The organism is Fructobacillus sp. ChS1-6f1-1-27, from assembly GCF_059579415.1.
The window spans coordinates 1-18,871 of the sequence record NZ_JCAOER010000013.1 but is presented as its reverse complement, the minus strand read 5'-3'; the positions used below and the strand labels follow the sequence as shown (position 1 = coordinate 18,871).

The following is an 18,871-nucleotide window of genomic DNA, read 5'->3' as shown; positions in this document are numbered from 1 at the left end:
CTTTGTCTTCTTTTGATAATTTGGACATAATAAAAACCTCGAAATTTGGTTGTCCAAATTTCGGGGTTCATATCATTTTCCAACCCAGAAAGAGGTGCTCTTTTCTTAATCACTAACCCACTACTTCTCCCAACAATTCTTTTCCTTTTTCATAATTGATTGTCCGCTCCGATTCCGGCATCATGTTCCCGCCCGTCGCCCAGACAATGTGAGTGGTCTTGGCAGAATTGAAGGCCGGAACGTTTTTGGTAACCATTTCAATCCCGGTAAAGCCAGCCGCTGCTGACGGTTCAACCGTGATTCCTTCCGTATCAGCTAGCCGTGTCACGTAGCGATAAATATCATCATCCGGAAAGGTCACACTACCAAAGAGCAAGGTTTTCATCACCTTCCCTGCTACTCGCGATGGCCGTCCAACCGCTAAGCCATCTGCAGCCGTCAGCCCATCCAAGCCAATGTCATAAACCGAAATATCCTGGTTTAACTTGGTCATCATCCCCAGCGTCACCGAAGGCACATGGGTTGGCTCACAAAAAACAGCATGGATATGCGGACCCAAGATGGTTTTCAGTCCAAAAGTTACACCACTAGGACTGCCACCAACTCCGGCTGGCAAATAAACAACCACCGGGTGGTCTTGGTCCAGCTTGATACCAGCTTCCTTCAGCTGCCTTTGCAAACGGACTGCCGCAACAGCATAGCCAATAAATAGGTCGGCAGAACCTTCGTCATCGACAAAGTGGGTCTTCGAGTCTAAAGCAGCGGCTTCCCGAGCCTTTGGAATCACCGCTGAAAAGTTGGTATCGAATTCTTTGACCTCAACTCCATTTTCCCGCAGTTTGTCCTTCTTCCATTGCTTGGCATCATGAGACATATAAACCGTTGTTTTAAAACCAAACTTGGCCGCCATAATTCCAACACTCAAGGCCAGGTTCCCCGTTGAAGCAACAATCACCCCATAATTAGCAAACAGGTCCTGGTAGCGTTTTTCCGTTAAAACGGTGTAGTCATCTGTATAAGCTAAGTCACCCTCTGCCATGGCAATTTTTTCGGCAAATTTCAACACCTCATAAATCCCGCCCCGCGACTTAATCGAACCAGATACCGGCAGCTGACTATCCGCCTTTAAGAAGAGTTTACCGGCGAGCAGCTCATTGTACTGGTCCCAGCTGGCTTGCATCCGGTCCAAGGCTAGCAACGGTGACTCAATAATTCCATTAGTAGCCGCTGTCTCTGGAAACACTTTGGCCAAATAAGGGGCAAACCGGTCTAAGCGAGCGACTGCATCAAAAATATCACTCCGTGAGAATGGCAGCTTTTCTGATAGCCCATAATCTGGATTTCGCCAAAAAATCGGTTTCTCATTCATTAGGTCCTGAACTTGTGGCAACTTTTCTGACAACAAATCTACATTCATATTCCAAAACAGTCCTTTCACCATCAAATTTGACCTAAGTATAGCGATATTTATTGGATCGTTTTTAAATTACGTTAGGAAAGGTATCACAAACAGCCATTAATATACTAAAAAAATTAAACAAGATAATTTAGAAAAAGAGAGCCCAAAAATTTCATTATTACAAAATAGTTGTTTCATGACTGCCAAAAGACTAAACTTATCTTCGGAGAGAAGGTAAATACAATGAAATTTGGAACAAAGCAAATTGTTACGGTAATTATCGCAGTAGCCGTTATTGCTGGTGGCACTACTTTATACGTTGATGGTGCTCACCATAACAATAATTCTGATGGTAGTTCATCAAGCACAACAAAGGCCAAAAAGGCCAGCAGCTCATCATCTAATAGTGACAACGACAGAAGTCAATCATCAACAAGCAAAGGCTCAACAAAGGCTCCGTCAACTAGCACAGACAACCTTCAGGCTGTTAAAAACGCACTCGTTAATCAGGGCTATGAGCGTCAGCCCAAAACCGTTGATAACGTTGATATAAATACAGCATTGGATACCACGTCCGACATCGATCAAGACATTGTCGAGGATAGTACTAAATACTATTATTTCACTGATGACCACACCGTTCTAATGAACGGAATTGGAACATTCCGGGACCCTGAAACACTTACCTACAGTGTTGATCAAAGTTCAATTACAATTAATGAGGATGGCAACACAACAGAGGTCATCCCATACACATTTAGTGATGGTAAATTAACTCTTGGCCATACCCAAAAACAAGAGGACGGCCATACCTACGAATATGAATACGATTCATCGGCCGATGCATTAACCTACGTTAAGCAACCACGCTCAAACTAAGTCTATCCAGTTGCATCAATCCCCTCTTTTGGGTACAATAAGTACCCCATAAAAACCAAATAAGAGAGGTATTTCGATGCGTCCAGTTAAGATTTTTCTAGATGATGACCCCGCCAGAGATACACCAAATGGTTTTCTCCGCTTTTGGAATGGCGAAAAACTGTTGGAATATATGCAATCGCATGCCAAGGTCAAAATCAAGTACATTTCTTATGATAACGACATTGGTCTAAATAAAATGGAAGGCTACCAAGTCTTTGACCAAATGATTATGGATGGGTGGAACGTTGATCATATCAACATCCATAGTCAGAACCTCATCCAAGTCGGGCGGATGGAAAAATCTTGGCAGTCAGCACAACGACATGGCTTTGCAGATGCCAATGTACCGGTAACCACAATGCACTTACCAGCCTATAGAGATTGGTTGAAAAGACAGTAAAAATATGAAAGCGTATCCCGTGATTGGATGCGTTTTTTTGTTCAACAAAAAAGCCTATCTACCGCGAAAAATACGGTAAATAGGCAAATCCTAGTAGCCTCAGAGGGAGTCGAACCCTCGATTTCGGCCTGAGAAGCCGACGTCTTAACCACTTGACCATGAGGCCATAGTCAACAATACTTAAACAGTTTACTAGATTATAGCGGTTCAGTCAATCTTATTTTGCCGCAACACCGCCACAAAATCATCAAAACCAAATATGACAAATTTTTACCCAGTTTTGCCAAATCTGCCTGATTTATAACCCTCCTTTAACCAACTGTGCGATAATGAAAGTATCAGTACTTTTAACGTTGAGGTGCACTTAAATGATTGAAATTTCACACCTAAATAAGGCCTTTGGCGACCACCAAGCCGTCCATGACTTGTCCTTTACAATCCAACCCGGCGAAGTCCTCGGTTTGATAGGCCAAAACGGGGCCGGTAAGACAACCACCTTCCGGATGATTTTGGACTTTATCGAGGCCGATTCAGGTACGATCACTTGGGATGGCCAACCAATCACTGAAGATAACCGCCGCCTCATCGGCTTTCTGCCAGAAGAGCGGGGGCTTTACCAAAAGCAAAGCATCCAAGACCAGGTGATTTACTTAGCCCAGTTGCATGGCATGGATAAACAGGCGGCCAAGCGCCGATTGCTCTACTGGCTCGACCAACTCCAGGTTGTTGGCCAGCCAACCAACTTGGTTCAATCACTCTCAAAGGGAAATGCTCAGAAGGTCCAGCTGATTATGGCACTAATCTTTGAACCAGACTTCGTCATTTTAGACGAGCCTTTCTCTGGCTTAGATCCGGTCAACGCCGGGCTCTTTATGGACCAAATTCAGCTCCTCAAAGACGAAGGCGCCATGATTATCTTCTCCTCCCACAACATGGACAACGTTAGCCAGATTTCTGACCAACTTTTGATGTTAAACCGCGGTGAAACCATTTTACACGGCCCCACCCAGCAAATCCGGGAATCATACGGCCGAACCCGGCTCTACGTTGAGGCACCAACTTTCACCGCTAACCAGCTCCAAACCCTACCGGGCGTCACTAAGGTCACCCCAAAGGATGGCGGTTTCCAACTACATTTGGCAGACGAGGCCTTCGGCCCCGAAATCTTTAATACTTTAACAAAAGACGGGTATATCCCCGCCTTCTCCCAGCAACCACCGACCTTAGCGGAAATCTTTACAATGGAGGTCGACAACCATGAATAAGCAAACACTCTTGGTGGCCCAGCAGACCTACCTGACCCGGGTTAAGAAGTCGTCTTTTTGGTGGGTGGTCCTTTCACCCTTTGTTCTCTTAATCATCGCCTTCTCCATCGGTTACGGCGTCGCTTCAGTTTCAAAAGACCACACTGCCGACTTGGCCGTGATTGGTTCTTCCCAGCACCGGCAAGCCATCAAAGATTCCGCCAAGGACTTGAAGATTAAGGTTTCATCGATCACAGACCAAAATCAAGCAAACCAGGCCTTAAAGAAAAATAAAATTGACGGGGTCTTGGTCTTAAAGCAGACGGGTGGCCAGCTAACTACTAGCCCCAATTCGGCAAAAATCAACAAGTCAAAACTCCAAGATAGTCTGAACCAAATGTACCTTAAAGAACAGGCTGAATCGTACCTTTTAGATGACCAAGAGATTGATTCACTGCTAACCTCTTATGACTTGCAAACTAAGGTCAACAAGTCAGCGCAGAAATCACAGACTGACCAAACTTGGATCACTTCGGCCATTACCATCGGCGTTCTCTTAATTGTATCAACCTACTCTTCCATCATTGGCAATGAAATCGCCAACGAGAAATCCTCTCGAATTATGGAAACCCTCCTAGCGGCCTCCTCAGCTAGCTCACAGTACTTTGGTAAGCTTTGGGGTGTGGTAGCACTGCTCATCACCCAATTGGCCGTCTACGTCCTGGCAGGGCTTGGAATTGTTGCTTTAGCCCCACAAGTTCCAGAGGTAAAAACCTACCTCGGTTACTTGTCTGGCCTAACGCCGGCATTGGTCATTTATACCTTGCTCTTTGTCGTGATTGCGACCGCCCTTTACCTAGTCTTGGCAGCGATTACCGCCTCACTGGTGAATGACGAGTCGCAGATTTCTCAAGCGATGACGCCAATCACTACCCTAGCAATGCTACCGTACGTGATTAGCTTGGCCAGCGTTTCATCGACCGGGTCCAACCCCGTCGTCCAATTCTTCTCCTACATCCCCTTCTTCTCCCAGTCGGTGATGCCAGGACTCATTGCCAACCAGTCGGTTGCCTGGTGGCAGGCTTACCTCTCACTTGGTCTTTCGGCGTTGGCGCTTGTCGCCTTAGCCGATTACGGGCAAAAGCTTTATGCCAAAAACGTCTTATCCTATTCCGACGAGAATATTTTAAAGCAGTTGTGGCAGTCCCTAAAATTTTAAACAAAGCAAAAGCGCCAATCCGTATGAATAATACGGATTGGCGCTTTTTTTATCAGAGCAAGAATTTAATTACTTAAACCAGGCGTTCACTTGAGACTTGTGAGCACTGATCCAGTCATCAGCAGCTTGCTGAGGTGACTTACCGTTCTGGATGGCAAGCATGACGTTTTGCATGTCTTCCTTCGTCCAGTGGAAGTTCTTCAAGACCTTGTAGGCCTTAGGGCTATCAGACTTCAAGCCCTTCCGAACAACCGTGTTGATTGATTCGTCGGTACCCATCGTCTGCTTAGGGTCAGACAAGTAGTGCAACTTGTACTTGGTAAACATCCAGTGCGGTGACCAACCAGTCAAGACAATTTCCTTCTTTTCCTTGTAGGCCTTATCCAAGGCTGATGTCATTGCACCAGTTGATGAAGCTTGCAAGTTCCAGCCAGACAAGTTTGAGTATGAATCAATTGTCTTTTGGGCAGCGGTCATGACCCCGGCACCAGGTTCGATACCGGTAATGGTCTTATTAGCTTGGTCAGACAACTGCGTGATTGAGGTAATCTTCATGTAGTCTGGCACAACCAAACCAAGCTTAACACCCTTCAAGTTTGGTCCAAGCACATCGACTTGGTTCTTGTACTTTTCGTACAAGGCGTGGTGGGTGTTAGGCAACCACGCAGAAACAGTTGCATCCGTTTGCTTCGTTGCAACTGACTGCCAGTTTACGGCGTTATCAAGTGGCGTAATCGTCACGTCGAAGCCGTGCTGGCGCATTGCTTCGGCCAAAACGTTGGTAGAAGCAACTTCAGAATCCCATTGCACGTAACCAAGGGTAATCTTCTTACCACTATTTTGCTTAGCTGAGATGCTACCAGCAATTCCAGCAATGGCAATCACGGCAACCATCAACCAAGCACCCCACTTGCGCCACTTCGGCATCTTAGCATCAACAACTGGGTTTGAGTCTAGCTTTTGCACGAAGCGGTCAACGATAATGGCCAAGACAACCAAGGCAATTCCGTTGACAAATCCAGATCCAAGGTCAGCGTGTTGAACGGCTGACAAGACCCCACGACCAAGGCCGGGGGCCCCAATCATTGAGGCCGTCACAACCATTGACAAGGCCAACATAATTGTCTGCTTTGAACCAGCAATAATGTTACCCTTAGCGTTTGGCAATTCCAACTTAAAGAGCTTTTGCCAAGTCGTTGACCCGTATGAATCAGCGGCTTCAACTAAGCTTTCAGGCACTTGCTTCAAGCCCAAGTAAGTGAAGTTCACTACTGGTGGCAAGGCAAAGATGATTGAGGCAAAGATTCCGGGTACCATTCCAATTCCGAAGAAAGCAACGGCTGGAATCAAGTAAACAAAGGCTGGCATAGTCTGCATAAAGTCCAAGATGGGCTTAATCACAGCGTAGGCCTTTGGTGACTTTGACGTCCAAATTCCCAAAGGAATCCCGATTACTAATGAAATCAATGATGACATCAAGACCAAGGCCACAGTCTGCATAAAGTCAGACCACAACCCTTGGTTGGCAACCAATGCCAAACCAAAGAAGACGAAGAGTGGGAAACCGTACTTCTTCTTTTGGGCGGTCAAGGCGGCAATCGCCGTCAAAGCAATGATCAAAACCCACATTGGCGTATTAGTCAAGAAGTTGGTGATGTCATTCATTCCGTTGGTGCCACCATTTTGAATGGCGTTGAAGAACCCAGCCCAGTTATTGGTCATCCAGTTCACACCGTCTGTTACCCACGTATCAATTGGAAGCTTTGCAATAGCAAATAAATCAAGCATTGTTATCGTCTCCTTCCGTTTGAGCCAAGGCTTCAATCACAGCACCACGGATGATAATTCCGCGGAGCTTCTTATCATCATCAATAACAGCCACTGGTGTGTGGGCATCATAGATAATGGTCATAATATCTGACACAACTGTATCAGGCTTAACCGTTGGCATATCCGAAACTACATCGCGCAAGGTTAATTCTTCCTTGCGGGCCTTAACAGCCTGGTCAGAAGTGACATAGCCGACAAAGCGACGGTCCTTATCAACCGCTACCAAACCAGAAACTTCTTCTTCTGACATCCGGTGCAAGGCCACATTCGGTCCATCAGTATCAACGTTGACTGACAAGCCAGGAATCATAATTGATTCGGCGTTTAAGACCTTTGACCGGTCAACATCTTCCACGAAGCTTTCAACGTAATCGTTGGCTGGATTGGTCAAGATTTCTTCTCCAGTACCGATTTGTTGGAGTTGACCATCCTTCATGATGGCAATCCGGTCACCAAGCCGCAAAGCTTCGTTCAAATCGTGGGTAATAAAGATAATCGTCTTTTTAATGCTTGCTTGCAAGTCAAGCAATTCGTCTTGCATTTCCCGCCGAACCAAGGGGTCCAAGGCTGAAAAGGCTTCATCCATCAACAAGATGTCTGGGTCATTGGTCAATGCCCGTGACAAACCAACTCGTTGCTGCATTCCACCTGATAATTGAGATGGGTATTGGTCCTTAAAAGACAAGAGCTGTGAATTGGCCAAAGCCTTTTCTGCCCGTGCCTTCCGTTCAGCTGGCTTAACGCCCTGAACTTCCAGCCCATACTCCGTGTTTTCCAAAATTGTCCGGTGTGGGAACAAAGCGTAGTTTTGGAAAACCATCGACATCTTCTGTCGACGAATTTCTAACATTTCTTTTTTGCTGTAGTGAGTAATGTTCTTTCCATCAAGGAAGATTTCTCCACTAGTTGGCTCAATTAACCGGTTCAACAAGCGAATCAAAGTTGACTTTCCTGAACCAGAAAGCCCCATGATCACAAATATTTCCCCTTCGTTAACTTCCAAGTTGATGTCGTAAACACCAACTGTTGAGCCAGTTTGTTCAAAGATTTCGTTCTTAGACTTATTTTCCGCAACCAGTTTAAGAGCCGCTTTTTGGCGCTTTCCAAAGATCTTGGTTAAATTCTTAATCTGAACTTTTGGCATAAACCCTCCTATTAGTTGACTATCTTGCCGTTTTAAAATAAACTAGCAAGTGACCACCACAAACAAAAACGTGGTGGGCAATATTGACCACCTATTATCATACACCAGTGGTCACTTATGTCAACTTAATATTTTTCTTCACTTAATCTTTCTGTGTTAGGAATCGAAATATGCCCAAAGTAAAAGAACCTCGTTATCATAAAATTGCCCAAGAAATTGCCGAACATATCGTCAACAAACAATTTATTGTCGGTGAAAAGCTCCATGCTCGTTCGACTTTAGCTGCCACCTTTGGCGTTTCGGCCGAAACCGCCCGCAAAGCCATTTCGGTCTTGGCTGACTTAGACATCGTCAAACCAGTCCACGGTTCTGGGGTAGAAGTTCTCTCTCGGGAAAAAGCTCGTGAATTTCTTAACCAGGCCAAGGAGAGTCGGGACCTACAATCAACCCATAGTGAAATCAAGGAATTGATTGCCAAGCAAAAAGAAGACCTCACCAACTTGGATGATGCCTTTTCTTTGCTATTAGACCAAACGCAACGGGTCCGGCAAAACAGTCCGATGTCACCGTACGAATTTATCCCCGATAATAATTCTGAGAAACTGAACCAGTCGATTGGTTCCCTCAATATCTGGCAAAACACCGGTGCGACCATCATTGCCATCCTCCATGACGATGACCTCATTCTTTCTCCCGGCCCTTATGCTAATATTACTGCTGGTGATACCATCTACTTTGTCGGTTCGGATAAGACGGTGGAGGCCATTCAGCAGTTTTTTAGTAACTAACTAGCTGCGCTTAAACTGGTTAAATTTAACAAAGCTTTCACCAATTAACATCAATAGCAAAATAAAAAGCAATCCGTTTCAACGGATTGCTTTTTATGTGCTAGATTACTTATTTAAGCGATCATGGTAATACTGACTAGCTTCCTCATAGCCTGGCTTATCCAAAAGGGCAAACATGGCAGTCTTATAAGCTTCAACCCCTGGTTGGTTAAAGGGATTGATTGCAAAGAGGTAACCGGAAACGCCAACAGCAAGCTCAAAGAAGTAAATCATTTCACCAAGGGTTGCTTCTTTTTGGTCAGCCAAGTGGACCGCCATATTAGGCACCCCACCATCGATGTGGGCCAAGGCAACACCGAGAGCCGCCGTTTGGTTAACCTCATCCAATGACTTACCTTCCAAGTACAAGAGACCGTCATCATCTTGACCCGTCTTTGGAATGGCCAAGTCTGTTTCAACCTGGTCAACCACAACGACCGTTTCAAAGAGGTCACGCCGACCTTCTTGGATGTATTGGCCCAAAGAGTGTAAGTCAGTCGAATAGTTCGCTGAAGAAGGATAGACCCCCTTCTGGTTCTTTCCTTCAGACTCACCCATCAATTGCTTCCACCATTCAGATAGGTACTGCAATGATGGCTCCCAGTTGGCTAGGATTTCAGTGGTAAAGCCCTTATCATACAAAATTCGCCGGTAAGCGGCATAGGCTAAGGCTGGGTTGGTGTTCAAATCATCACTGGCATACTCCGTTTCAGCCTTAGCTGCCCCTGCTAGCACCTGGTCGATATCAATCCCAGCAACCGCCATTGGCAACAAGCCAACCGCTGTTAAAACAGAGAAGCGGCCACCAATTCCATCAGGGATAACCAGAGTTTGGTAACCCTTGGCATTGGCCTCGCTCTTTAAAGCACCCTGCTTAGCATCAGTCGTGGCATAAATCCGCTTCAAGGCTTCCGCTTCGCCATACTTTTCAATCAAGCGTTGCTTAAAAAACCGGAAAGCAATCGCTGGTTCCGTTGTCGTTCCCGACTTGGAAATCACGTTAACAGAAAAGTCCTGGTCACCAATCATTTGAACTAATTGGTTTAAGGCCATCGAAGACATAGCGTTACCAGCAAAGTAGACCTTAACACCATCATCCCCTGCCAATTCATTATGCCAGGGTGACTGAATAAAGTCTAAAGCCATCCGAGCCCCAAGGTATGAGCCACCAATCCCGATGACCACCAACACTTTCGAGTTCTGACGGATAGTAGCAGCCATCTCTTTCAATGGTGCTAGACTGGCCTCTGTTTGTTCAGAAGCAAAGTGAAGCCAGTCTCTAGCATCCGCTCCAGCACCCGTTCCATTTACCAATGTCTGGTGGGCAAAGCGGACCTGGTCCTTGATTTCACCCAGTTCGTTTTCACTAACAAATTGTTGTAAACCACTCGCATCAAAATGAACTGTTGACATGGTTTTTCTCCCTTGGATATTTCTCATTAATAGTATAACATATTTTAAATATATTCGTTTTATTTTAAAATATTATACATTTGATTAATTTTTATTTAGAACTCTTGCTCGAATGGAGCAAGGCAAATGGCACTTCATTTTGCTTGTCCGTTAGGTTTGGCAAGAAGGTCGCCTTCAAGTTAACACCAGCATAAGTCAAGGTTGCTGAACTATCTGCTTCTGGACGCTTTGACAATTTCGTCAACGCATTCACAGTCAATGACTTCGAACTATTCGTCCAGTATGTCTTGGTTGAAGAAACTTCCAAGTGAGCTTGGGAATCCTCGCCCTTAATCCCAACCGTCTTGTGACCTGAAACCTGCTGTCCCACCGTATAAGTGTGGGCAGTCTTTTTAGCCAAGACTTGGTCAACAATATCAATCGTCTTTTGGTAACGTTGCTTCGTATCCGTATAAGTAGCAGCGTTGTTAATCACCGTCAAGAACTGGTGACCGTTTTTGTCAACAACATAACCAGTGAAGCAAGCACCCGCTTCAGGGGTTGAACCAGACTTTAAGCCAAGAACTTGCAAGCTATTTGGATTATTCAACCCATTAATCACATTGGCAAATGAAGTACCAAAACCTGAAGCGGTCGTAATCTTCGTCGTACTGTTCTTGGTATAAGTCAAATTGGCTGACTGAGTAACCGTCTTCAACGTTGGATCCATTGCCAAAATCTTGTTAGCAATAATAGCCAACTGACGAGCAGAAGCATGGTTATAGGCTGAGGCAGATACAGAGGAAATCTGACTATTCAAGGCATCCCCATTCTTCAGGCCGGCCCCGTTGTACCAAGCAGACCCCTTCAACCCTAATTCATCAGCCAAGTTTTCCAAAGTCTGTTGGCTTGTCTGACCTGATTTAGTCAAGTAAGCCGTCAAGGTCAAGGCTGAATCATTAGCTGAGTTGGTAAACATTGACCAGTACAAGTCGCGGACAGAGACCTTATCCCCAGCCTTCACATTCAAATGCGAGTATACTTCAGTATTTTGTGAGGACATATCAGCTGATGACGGAATTGTGACTTGGTCATTCCAAGTAATCTGCTTGTCCTGAATGGCCTTCAACACGCCATAAGCGACTAACATCTTACTTTGAGAGGCAATTGCCACCTGCTTATCAGCATTCTTTTGACCAACCACTTGACCGGTCGTTAAGTCAACGACGATCGCTGAATCGGCGTCAACATTCAAGTTAACGGGCTGGTCTGAAATCTTTTTTTCAAACAAGTGATGAACCGTCGTCCCTTTACTTGCAGTCAAGGCAAAATAGCCGCCTGCTAGGGCCGCCACGATTACAACCACTAAGGCAGTAATCCAAACAAAGCGTTTCTTATTTTTTTTCCGGTTAACGCTTCTTAATGGTTGATAATAATTAGTTGCCATCTTCTTTTTCTTCTTTCACTTGCTTAACAGGTAAGGTCAAAACAAAAGCGGTAATTGCTTCATCTGATTCCACCCGCACTTGACCATGGTGTTGGTCAATAATTCCTTTGACAATGGCAAGGCCAAGGCCGGTCCCGCCTGTTTGATTATTTCTGGACCCTTCGACCCGGTAAAACCGGTCGAAAATCTGGCTAATTGAATCAGCTGGGATTGCTGGGCCATCGTTTAGCACGCGGATTTCAACTTGGTCAGTGCCCTTCATTTGCCCAGTTAATTTAATAAAGGAAGCGCCACGGCCATACTTCAAGGCATTTTCAACTAGGTTAATCAAAACCCGGGCCAACTTGTCTGAGTCACCCGCCATCACAATCAGCTTTGGATCCAAGTTCGTCGCAAAGCGAAGCCCGCGGTTTTCAGCTTCCATCGCGTAGTTCGCCAAGACCTGGTCGAACAAGTCGCCCAGTGAAAAGTCTGAGATGTTCAAGTCAATCTGACGGGACTGTAACTTGGCAAATTCAAACAGGTCCTCCACCAAAGTCTTCATTTGGTTGGACTTATGGTAGGCGGTCTCCAAATACTTTTGCTGGTCTTCTTTTGACATTGGCGAGTTTGGCGTCACTACCAAGCCCAGGTAACCAATAATCGCCGTCAAAGGTGTCCGTAAGTCATGGGAAATATTCGTCATCATTTCCTCTTTTGACTTTTCAATAGCAACCTGGTTAGCGTGACTGCGGTTAAACTGGGCCACCACCTGGTTGACCAGGGCAGTTAACTGCTTGGCTTGGTTCCCATAGCGTGGTAAGGCCAGTTCTTCAACCAAGTCACCTTGGTCATCCGATTGTTTTTCTTGATCCACCTGCTGGGTTAGCTGGAGGTCTTGACCGTCAAATGAAGTTTGGGCCAAGTCCATCAACCGGTTCGCCAGGCGCATTAACATCATTTTTTGCCGGGCTCGCCGGATTACCCAAACGAGGAAGAGAACAGTTAAAAGGACCCAGAATAAAGCAAAAAAAGGCCAACTTAGCCGAGTCGACCAAGAGAGCTCTTTTTCCAAGAGGTCAAAAGATAAAGCCCAAGATAAGCCAAAAGCTACTATGACACCTAACAAAAACTGCAGGTTTGCTTGTAGTAGAATTGTACTCTTCTTGACCATCTATTTCACTTCAATCTTATAACCAACACCCCAGACGGTCTGAATAACCTGGTCGCCCTGGGTGGCTTCTTCTAATTTATCACGTAAGTGCGAAACGTGGACCATCACGGTTTTGGCCGAAACAACGGATTCTTGCTGCCAAACTCGTTCAAAAATATCGTCAGCAGAAAAGACCCGGTTGGGGTGGGATGCCAGCAAATACAAAATCCCAAATTCCAAAGCGGTCAAGTTAATCAAGTCACCATTGGCAGTCTTGACTTCATGGGAATCCTTGTTAATCACTAACGATGCTACGGTCAAAACGTCAGGTTTTTGGTCTTGGACCAAGTTTTGTGACCGGCGCAAAAGTGACCGAATCCGGGCCATCACTTCCAAGGGGTTGAAAGGCTTAGTGACATAGTCATCGGCCCCAGAAATCAATCCCTGGATTTTATCCATGTCAGCCGACTTGGCTGACAACATCAAGATTGGGATATGGGTGTCCTTGCGGACTTCTTTTAAGACATCATAGCCCGACATGTTTGGCATCATGATGTCTAAGACCATTAAAGCAGTGTCTGGATTAGTATTTAGCTTTGACAAAGCTTCCTTACCATCCATTGCAATCAAAGGCTCATAGCCTTCATTTTTGAGGTAAATCTCTAATAATTCAGCAATCTCTTGATCGTCATCCACTACTAAAATCTTCATGTCTTACTCCTTATCAGCGTTTTCAGCTAAGCGGGCTTCTTGGGCCAACTTTGAAATGGCCAAAATACCACCGTGTTGTAAGCCGGCGGCCTTTCGGTTTAACAAATAAAGCAACCAGGCGATGGCAAAGACAATCGCATTACCAAGGACTGGCAAAACAGGGTTAATGGCAGCTGGAATGAAAATAAAGGCGGTAAAGCCGGCCAACCACAAGACTGAAACAATAATGAGCATCAACCAGGTCGGCATTTTCTTTTCATCCGTTGCATTGGGATTTGGTACCAAGCGGCGCATTGCCAAGGTATAAATGGCCCCACCCCAAAATGATAGCAACAAGACTGACAACAGTCCGATACCCGCTCCTTGACTTGAGCTCTTTGAAAAGGCCATCGTGACCGTAAAGAACCCTGACAGGAACATGACCAGTACCAAGGAGGTATCACCAGCCAAGAACCAGAATGAATATTCGTGGAAGGTCTTAGCAAAACGGGCTGGGTTCGTATACTTCTTTAAAGCAGCCGCTGGCGTTCCATAAATTTGGGCAGCGGTTTGGCCAGACTTTTGGCCAGCCATTAATTTGTCAGTGACCGTCTGGAAAATTTCTTCTTTATCAGCATCTTCCAATTGGTCATTAGTCACCAAGCCCTTATTCAAGCGGAACATAAAGTCTTGGTTTTTCTTACTTAATTTTGGATCGATTTGGTTCATTGCACCATATATCCTTTTTTCTTATACGTTAAAGCGGAATTCAATGATGTCACCATCTTTGACATCATAGTCTTTTCCTTCTGAACGAAGCTTACCGGCTTCCTTAACAGCCTTAACAGACCCGTATTCATCCAGGTCATCAAAGGCAATCGTTTCGGCACGGATAAAGCCACGTTCAAAGTCAGAGTGAATAACACCAGCTGCTTGAGGGGCCTTGTAACCGGCCTTAAACGTCCAAGCCCGGGTTTCTTTCCCACCAGCGGTAAAGAAGGTCCGCAAGTCAAGCAAGTGGTAGGCAGAGCGAATCAACTTGTTTAGACCAGGTTCTGCTACACCGGCCAATTCCAAATAATCAGCCTTTTCGTCATCGTCTAACTGAGCAATTTCTTCTTCAGCATTGGCTGACAAAGCAATCACTTCGGCCCCTTCGCCATCAGCAAAGTCCTTAATCTTTTGGTAGTAAGGTGAATTGGTTGGGTCAGCCATATCATCTTCGGCAATATTGGCCACATACAGTGTCGGCTTTGACGTCAACAAGAACATGCCCTTCACGATCTTTTCTTCTTCTTCAGAAAAGTCCAAAGTCCGAACACCCCGACCAGCTTCCAATGCAGGCTTAATCTTTTCCAAAACAGCTGCTTCGGCCTTGGCGGCCTTGTCAGACCCCTTGGCTGCGCGAGCAACCTTGGCATAGCGCTTGTCAACGGCTTCCAAGTCAGCCAAAACTAATTCCGTGTTGATCGTGTCGATATCATCCAATGGGTCGACCACACCATTGACGTGAATGATTTCATCATCATCAAAAGCCCGGACAACATGGACAATCGCATTCACCTGACGGATGTTTTCCAAAAACTTGTTACCAAGTCCTTCACCCTTTGAGGCGCCCTTCACGATTCCAGCGATATCGGTAAATTCAAAAGTCGTTGGAATGACCTTATCAGCCGGTTCAATTTCTTGAATCCGGGCCAAACGGTCATCAGGAACTTCGACAATCCCAACGTTTGGTTCAATCGTGGCAAATGGGTAGTTGGCCATTTCGGCCCCCGCCTTGGTAATTGCATTAAATAGGGTTGATTTCCCGACGTTTGGTAAACCAACAATTCCAGCTGTTAAAGCCATGGTTCTTTCCTTTCACCTTGAAAGTCAGACTAATCGTCTGCTTTTTTCAAGACTTTCTTCAATCGTTTTTCAAAGTTAAACCGGGTCAGCATAATCGTGCGATCACAGTTTGAACAAGTAATTTTAATATCAGCACCCAAGCGGTTAACCACCCAGGCGTTAGTCCCACAGGCATGGGGCTTTTTCATTTCGACTAGGTCACCAAGGCCATAGCTTTCTTTTGCTGCCATTAGTCTACCTCAATTGATAAAATGTTTAAAATTCTTGAAAGATCTTGGTCTGACAAATAAGAAATTTCAATCTTTCCAGACCCTTTCTTACTTGAGTTGACCTTAACCTTGGTCCCAAACTTGTCTTCCAAGCGGTTCGCCAAATCTTTGGCAAATGGTGATTCAGCTTTCTTAGCTGGCTTAGCCCCACCATTGTTAAAGCGCTTCACCAAGGCTTCGACCTGGCGGACGTTCAAACCATTCTTGATGATTTCTTGAACAACTTCGTTCACCTGGTTTTCATTTTCCAAACCAAGCAAAGCCCGGGCCTGGCCCATTGATAAGTCGCCAGCTTGAACTAAGTCTTGGACCTGGTTAGGCAACTTCAACATCCGCAAAGAATTGGCGATTGTTGTCCGTTCCTTGCCCAACTTTTCAGCCAATTGGGTTTGGTTTAACTCCAACTGGCCCATCAAATTGGCATAAGCCCGCGATTCTTCAATCGGGTCCAAGTTGTCCCGTTGCAAGTTTTCAATCAAGGCCAAGGTTGCCATTGTGTCATCGTTGGTTGCCCGAACAATGGCCGTAATGGTTTTTGCCTTTAGCGACTTGGTTGCCCGGAACCGCCGTTCTCCTGCGATAATTTGGTACTTATCACCAGTTTGACGCACGATAATCGGTGTTAATAAGCCGTTTTCCTTAATCGATTGAGCTAATTCCTTGATTGATTCATCATCAAAGTGCAACCGGGGTTGGAAAGGATTAGCCTCAATTTTAGCTAGTGGCAAAGTTACCACTTTTTCACTGGCTTCCGGGTTCCGGCTAGCCGTCTTTGAGTGTTCTAAGGCCTCTTTTGAAATTCGGTTCGAACCAAAGAGCGAGTCCATGTTCTTACCGAGGCCACCTTTTTTATTAACCATACTGTGCAATGACCTCCTTGGCCAAATTCGTATACACCTTAGCCCCAGTTGACCGAGGGTCAAAGTCAATAATTGCCTGACCATATGATGGTGCTTCAGACAATCGAACCGTTCGCGGAATCACCGTTTGATAAACTCGGTCTTCAAAGTATGACCGGACTTCTTCTGAAACCTGCTTAGCCAAGTTTGTTCGCGTATCATACATCGTTAGCAAAATCCCAGCCATTTCAAGGTCAGGATTTAATTGCTGGCGGACTAGTTCAACCGTGTTGATCAGTTGTCCTAACCCTTCCAAGGCATAAAATTCAGTTTGAACCGGAATCAAGACCGCATCAGCAGCCGTAAATGAGTTAATCGTCAGTAACCCAAGAGAAGGTGGATTATCGATTAAGATATAGTCGTATTCTTCATCCAATTGGTCCAGAGCATGCTTCAACCGGTACTCCCGGCCTTCAACACCAACTAATTGAATTTCACTTTCTGATAATTGAATAGTGGTTGGCAAAATATCCAAGCCGTCTGCTTGAACAATCACGTCTTTCACTGGTGCTTCTTCAATCAACACATCGTAAACGTCTTGCTTCAATTCCGACTTATCAACTCCAACACCTGAAGTCGCATTTCCCTGAGGATCGGCATCAACCAGCAAGACCTTCTTGCCAGCCTTTGCCAGTGCGGCCCCAAGGTTAATACTTGTTGTTGTTTTACCAACCCCACCCTTTTGGTTGGCTAAAGCAATTGTCTTTGCCATCTGCTGGCTCCTTTTCCCGTTATAAAGGTTTCTTACTTGGTGTACCCGCTTGACGAGGGTACTTCTTTGGTGTTTTTTGCACCTTATTGATAATTTGAATAATTCTTGGGTCGCCATTGGTTAAGGCAAATGAAAAACTATCTTCCAATTGGCCACCAAGCGTCGTCAACGCCTTTTGACCCGCGGCAAGTTCATCTTCGCCAGCAGACCCCTTCATCGCTAATAACTTCCCACCAATTTTAACAAATGGGAGGGTATACTCAGCCAATACAGCAGTACGAGCAACAGCCCGCGCCGTAGCGTAGTCGAAAGATTCCCGCATTGATTGGTCTTGGCCTAAGTCTTCTGCCCGACCATGCAAAACCGTCACGCCAGTCAAGCCTAATTCTTTCACCGCTGTCTTCAAGAAGTTCACCCGCTTATTAAGTGAATCAACCAAAGTTACCTGTAAATTAGGTAAAGCAATCTTTAGTGGCAAGGCTGGGAACCCAGCACCAGAACCAATATCAATCAAAGTCGGTTGGCCATTTTTTAATTCAGGATACTTTAATACCAACGTGAGTGAATCAAAAAAATGCTTCAAATACACTTCATCGTGGTCGGTAATCGCCGTCAAGTTGAATTCTTGGTTGGTTTTTACCAACATTTGGTAGTATTGATCAAATTGGTCTAACTGTTTTTGATCAAGGTCTAAGCCAGCGTCAATCAGGCTTTTAATGAAGTCTTCTTGGTTCAAAATCTTCCTCCAAACAAGGTCAATTTTGACCTAGCTAACTAATATTAAGAATACCTAAAAAGGGGCTAAGAATCAAGGCAAAGGAAGCCTTTCTTCATACAAAAAAACCTAGACAAATCTGTCTAGGTTTCATGAAGTGCCCTCGGTGGGAGTCGAACCCACACGGTGTTGCCACCACTGGATTTTGAGTCCAGCGCGTCTGCCAATTCCGCCACAAGGGCAAAATAAAGTTTAACACTTTATTAGGGCGGTAGAAGGGGATCGAACCCTCGCATGCTGGATCCACAAACCAGTGTGTTAACCACTTCACCACTACCGCCATGGCAGGGATAGAGGGAATCGAACCCCCATCAACGGTTTTGGAGACCGCTATTCTACCATTAAACTATATCCCTAAGTTATAAATATCAGCCAAAGCTGAAACAACATGATGGGGACTTGCACCCCACGAAGGCACTGAACTCATGCTTTGAAAATAAAAAAGAGGGCATATGGACGATACAGGGATCGAACCTGTGACCCCCTGCTTGTAAGGCAGGTGCTCTCCCAGCTGAGCTAATCGTCCAAAATGGAGAGAAAGGGATTCGAACCCTCGAAGCAGTTTTCACCGCTTACACGGTTTCCAACCGTGCTCCTTAAGCCTGACTCGGACACCTCTCCAGAAAACTCTCTCTTATCTTCATATGTACAGGCATCGCGTCGTCCTATCCTCGCAGCCAGCGTTCCGGCAACTACTTTCGGCGCTCTAGAGCTTAACTT

General features: G+C 45.4%; 18 protein-coding genes and 6 tRNA genes. 5 read left to right on the top strand and 19 right to left on the bottom strand.

Features of this window, described 5'->3' with window-relative positions; all coding sequences use genetic code 11:
• Positions 1-112: 112 nt before the first annotated feature.
• Positions 113-1,417, bottom strand: coding sequence for a D-serine ammonia-lyase (gene dsdA / locus AC5162_RS05840; RefSeq protein ID WP_496534318.1), 1,305 nt, complete (start codon positions 1,415-1,417; stop codon positions 113-115).
• A 225-nt stretch (positions 1,418-1,642) separates the two neighbouring features.
• Here dsdA and AC5162_RS05835 point away from each other — a divergent pair, with 225 nt between their 5' ends.
• Positions 1,643-2,278, top strand: coding sequence for a hypothetical protein (locus AC5162_RS05835; protein ID WP_496534317.1), 636 nt, complete (start codon positions 1,643-1,645; stop codon positions 2,276-2,278).
• A 76-nt stretch (positions 2,279-2,354) separates the two neighbouring features.
• Positions 2,355-2,720 (top strand): cyclic-phosphate processing receiver domain-containing protein, encoded by a 366-nt coding sequence (locus AC5162_RS05830; RefSeq protein ID WP_496534316.1) that lies wholly within the window; start codon positions 2,355-2,357, stop codon positions 2,718-2,720.
• A gap of 94 nt (positions 2,721-2,814) precedes the next feature.
• Here AC5162_RS05830 and AC5162_RS05825 read toward each other — a convergent pair.
• Positions 2,815-2,886 (bottom strand) — tRNA-Glu (locus tag AC5162_RS05825).
• A 202-nt stretch (positions 2,887-3,088) separates the two neighbouring features.
• On the opposite strand from AC5162_RS05825, the gene AC5162_RS05820 reads away from it, so the two are divergent.
• A complete protein-coding gene (locus AC5162_RS05820; RefSeq protein ID WP_496534315.1) occupies positions 3,089-3,985 on the top strand; it encodes an ABC transporter ATP-binding protein in 897 nt (298 codons plus the stop codon).
• On the top strand, positions 3,978-5,183 hold the full coding sequence (locus AC5162_RS05815; protein WP_496534314.1) for an ABC transporter permease: 1,206 nt from the start codon (positions 3,978-3,980) through the stop codon (positions 5,181-5,183). The genes AC5162_RS05820 and AC5162_RS05815 overlap by 8 nt, the downstream gene beginning before the upstream one ends.
• Before the next feature lie 69 nt (positions 5,184-5,252).
• On the opposite strand, the gene AC5162_RS05810 is transcribed toward AC5162_RS05815, so the two are convergent.
• Entirely contained in the window at positions 5,253-6,971 is a 1,719-nt protein-coding gene (locus tag AC5162_RS05810; RefSeq protein ID WP_496534313.1) for an ABC transporter permease/substrate binding protein, read from the bottom strand.
• Positions 6,964-8,157, bottom strand: a complete 1,194-nt coding sequence (locus AC5162_RS05805) for a quaternary amine ABC transporter ATP-binding protein (RefSeq protein WP_496534312.1) — start codon at positions 8,155-8,157, stop codon at positions 6,964-6,966. Before AC5162_RS05805 ends, AC5162_RS05810 begins: the two co-directional genes overlap by 8 nt.
• 170 nt (positions 8,158-8,327) lie before the next feature.
• On the opposite strand from AC5162_RS05805, the gene AC5162_RS05800 reads away from it, so the two are divergent.
• Positions 8,328-8,945 (top strand): GntR family transcriptional regulator, encoded by a 618-nt coding sequence (locus AC5162_RS05800; protein WP_496534311.1) that lies wholly within the window; start codon positions 8,328-8,330, stop codon positions 8,943-8,945.
• A gap of 105 nt (positions 8,946-9,050) precedes the next feature.
• On the opposite strand, the gene AC5162_RS05795 is transcribed toward AC5162_RS05800, so the two are convergent.
• The 15 genes from AC5162_RS05795 to AC5162_RS05725 form a co-directional block, all read right to left on the bottom strand.
• Positions 9,051-10,397, bottom strand: coding sequence for a glucose-6-phosphate isomerase (locus AC5162_RS05795; RefSeq protein WP_496534310.1), 1,347 nt, complete (start codon positions 10,395-10,397; stop codon positions 9,051-9,053).
• 91 nt (positions 10,398-10,488) lie between these two features.
• Complete coding sequence (locus tag AC5162_RS05790) at positions 10,489-11,823, bottom strand: D-alanyl-D-alanine carboxypeptidase family protein (protein WP_496534309.1); 1,335 nt, start codon at positions 11,821-11,823, stop codon at positions 10,489-10,491.
• A complete protein-coding gene (locus tag AC5162_RS05785; protein WP_496534308.1) occupies positions 11,813-12,763 on the bottom strand; it encodes a sensor histidine kinase in 951 nt (316 codons plus the stop codon). The genes AC5162_RS05790 and AC5162_RS05785 overlap by 11 nt, the downstream gene beginning before the upstream one ends.
• Before the next feature lie 213 nt (positions 12,764-12,976).
• Positions 12,977-13,666, bottom strand: a complete 690-nt coding sequence (locus tag AC5162_RS05780; protein ID WP_496534307.1) for a response regulator transcription factor — start codon at positions 13,664-13,666, stop codon at positions 12,977-12,979.
• Between the two features lie 3 nt (positions 13,667-13,669).
• Positions 13,670-14,374 (bottom strand): DUF1129 domain-containing protein, encoded by a 705-nt coding sequence (locus tag AC5162_RS05775; RefSeq protein WP_496534306.1) that lies wholly within the window; start codon positions 14,372-14,374, stop codon positions 13,670-13,672.
• Positions 14,375-14,395: 21 nt separating this feature from the next.
• Positions 14,396-15,496: a redox-regulated ATPase YchF gene (ychF, locus tag AC5162_RS05770; protein ID WP_496534305.1), complete on the bottom strand. Its 1,101-nt coding sequence runs from the start codon at positions 15,494-15,496 to the stop codon at positions 14,396-14,398.
• Between the two features lie 29 nt (positions 15,497-15,525).
• On the bottom strand, positions 15,526-15,726 hold the full coding sequence (locus tag AC5162_RS05765) for a DUF951 domain-containing protein (RefSeq protein ID WP_496534304.1): 201 nt from the start codon (positions 15,724-15,726) through the stop codon (positions 15,526-15,528).
• Entirely contained in the window at positions 15,726-16,625 is a 900-nt protein-coding gene (locus tag AC5162_RS05760) for a ParB/RepB/Spo0J family partition protein (RefSeq protein WP_496534303.1), read from the bottom strand. The genes AC5162_RS05765 and AC5162_RS05760 overlap by 1 nt, the downstream gene beginning before the upstream one ends.
• Positions 16,618-17,376, bottom strand: a complete 759-nt coding sequence (locus AC5162_RS05755; protein ID WP_496534302.1) for a ParA family protein — start codon at positions 17,374-17,376, stop codon at positions 16,618-16,620. Before AC5162_RS05755 ends, AC5162_RS05760 begins: the two co-directional genes overlap by 8 nt.
• 19 nt (positions 17,377-17,395) lie before the next feature.
• A complete protein-coding gene (gene rsmG, locus AC5162_RS05750) occupies positions 17,396-18,112 on the bottom strand; it encodes a 16S rRNA (guanine(527)-N(7))-methyltransferase RsmG (protein ID WP_496534301.1) in 717 nt (238 codons plus the stop codon).
• A 137-nt stretch (positions 18,113-18,249) separates the two neighbouring features.
• A tRNA-Leu gene (locus AC5162_RS05745) sits at positions 18,250-18,333 on the bottom strand.
• Positions 18,334-18,358: 25 nt separating this feature from the next.
• Positions 18,359-18,431: transfer RNA gene (locus tag AC5162_RS05740), tRNA-His, on the bottom strand.
• A gap of 2 nt (positions 18,432-18,433) precedes the next feature.
• A tRNA-Trp gene (locus AC5162_RS05735) sits at positions 18,434-18,507 on the bottom strand.
• A gap of 97 nt (positions 18,508-18,604) precedes the next feature.
• A tRNA-Val gene (locus tag AC5162_RS05730) sits at positions 18,605-18,677 on the bottom strand.
• A 4-nt stretch (positions 18,678-18,681) separates the two neighbouring features.
• A tRNA-Ser gene (locus tag AC5162_RS05725) sits at positions 18,682-18,772 on the bottom strand.
• Between the last annotated feature and the right edge of the window lie 99 nt (positions 18,773-18,871).

What these genes read in the sequence shown, in the direction of transcription:
- dsdA (WP_496534318.1), bottom strand. Translation starts at nt 1,417, where the DNA reads ATGAATGTAGATTTGTTGTCAGAAAAGTTGCCACAAGTTCAGGACCTA.
- AC5162_RS05835 (WP_496534317.1), top strand. Translation starts at nt 1,643, where the DNA reads ATGAAATTTGGAACAAAGCAAATTGTTACGGTAATTATCGCAGTAGCC.
- AC5162_RS05830 (WP_496534316.1), top strand. Translation starts at nt 2,355, where the DNA reads ATGCGTCCAGTTAAGATTTTTCTAGATGATGACCCCGCCAGAGATACA.
- AC5162_RS05820 (WP_496534315.1), top strand. Translation starts at nt 3,089, where the DNA reads ATGATTGAAATTTCACACCTAAATAAGGCCTTTGGCGACCACCAAGCC.
- AC5162_RS05815 (WP_496534314.1), top strand. Translation starts at nt 3,978, where the DNA reads ATGAATAAGCAAACACTCTTGGTGGCCCAGCAGACCTACCTGACCCGG.
- AC5162_RS05810 (WP_496534313.1), bottom strand. Translation starts at nt 6,971, where the DNA reads ATGCTTGATTTATTTGCTATTGCAAAGCTTCCAATTGATACGTGGGTA.
- AC5162_RS05805 (WP_496534312.1), bottom strand. Translation starts at nt 8,157, where the DNA reads ATGCCAAAAGTTCAGATTAAGAATTTAACCAAGATCTTTGGAAAGCGC.
- AC5162_RS05800 (WP_496534311.1), top strand. Translation starts at nt 8,328, where the DNA reads ATGCCCAAAGTAAAAGAACCTCGTTATCATAAAATTGCCCAAGAAATT.
- AC5162_RS05795 (WP_496534310.1), bottom strand. Translation starts at nt 10,397, where the DNA reads ATGTCAACAGTTCATTTTGATGCGAGTGGTTTACAACAATTTGTTAGT.
- AC5162_RS05790 (WP_496534309.1), bottom strand. Translation starts at nt 11,823, where the DNA reads ATGGCAACTAATTATTATCAACCATTAAGAAGCGTTAACCGGAAAAAA.
- AC5162_RS05785 (WP_496534308.1), bottom strand. Translation starts at nt 12,763, where the DNA reads ATGATGTTAATGCGCCTGGCGAACCGGTTGATGGACTTGGCCCAAACT.
- AC5162_RS05780 (WP_496534307.1), bottom strand. Translation starts at nt 13,666, where the DNA reads ATGAAGATTTTAGTAGTGGATGACGATCAAGAGATTGCTGAATTATTA.
- AC5162_RS05775 (WP_496534306.1), bottom strand. Translation starts at nt 14,374, where the DNA reads ATGAACCAAATCGATCCAAAATTAAGTAAGAAAAACCAAGACTTTATG.
- ychF (WP_496534305.1), bottom strand. Translation starts at nt 15,496, where the DNA reads ATGGCTTTAACAGCTGGAATTGTTGGTTTACCAAACGTCGGGAAATCA.
- AC5162_RS05765 (WP_496534304.1), bottom strand. Translation starts at nt 15,726, where the DNA reads ATGGCAGCAAAAGAAAGCTATGGCCTTGGTGACCTAGTCGAAATGAAA.
- AC5162_RS05760 (WP_496534303.1), bottom strand. Translation starts at nt 16,625, where the DNA reads ATGGTTAATAAAAAAGGTGGCCTCGGTAAGAACATGGACTCGCTCTTT.
- AC5162_RS05755 (WP_496534302.1), bottom strand. Translation starts at nt 17,376, where the DNA reads ATGGCAAAGACAATTGCTTTAGCCAACCAAAAGGGTGGGGTTGGTAAA.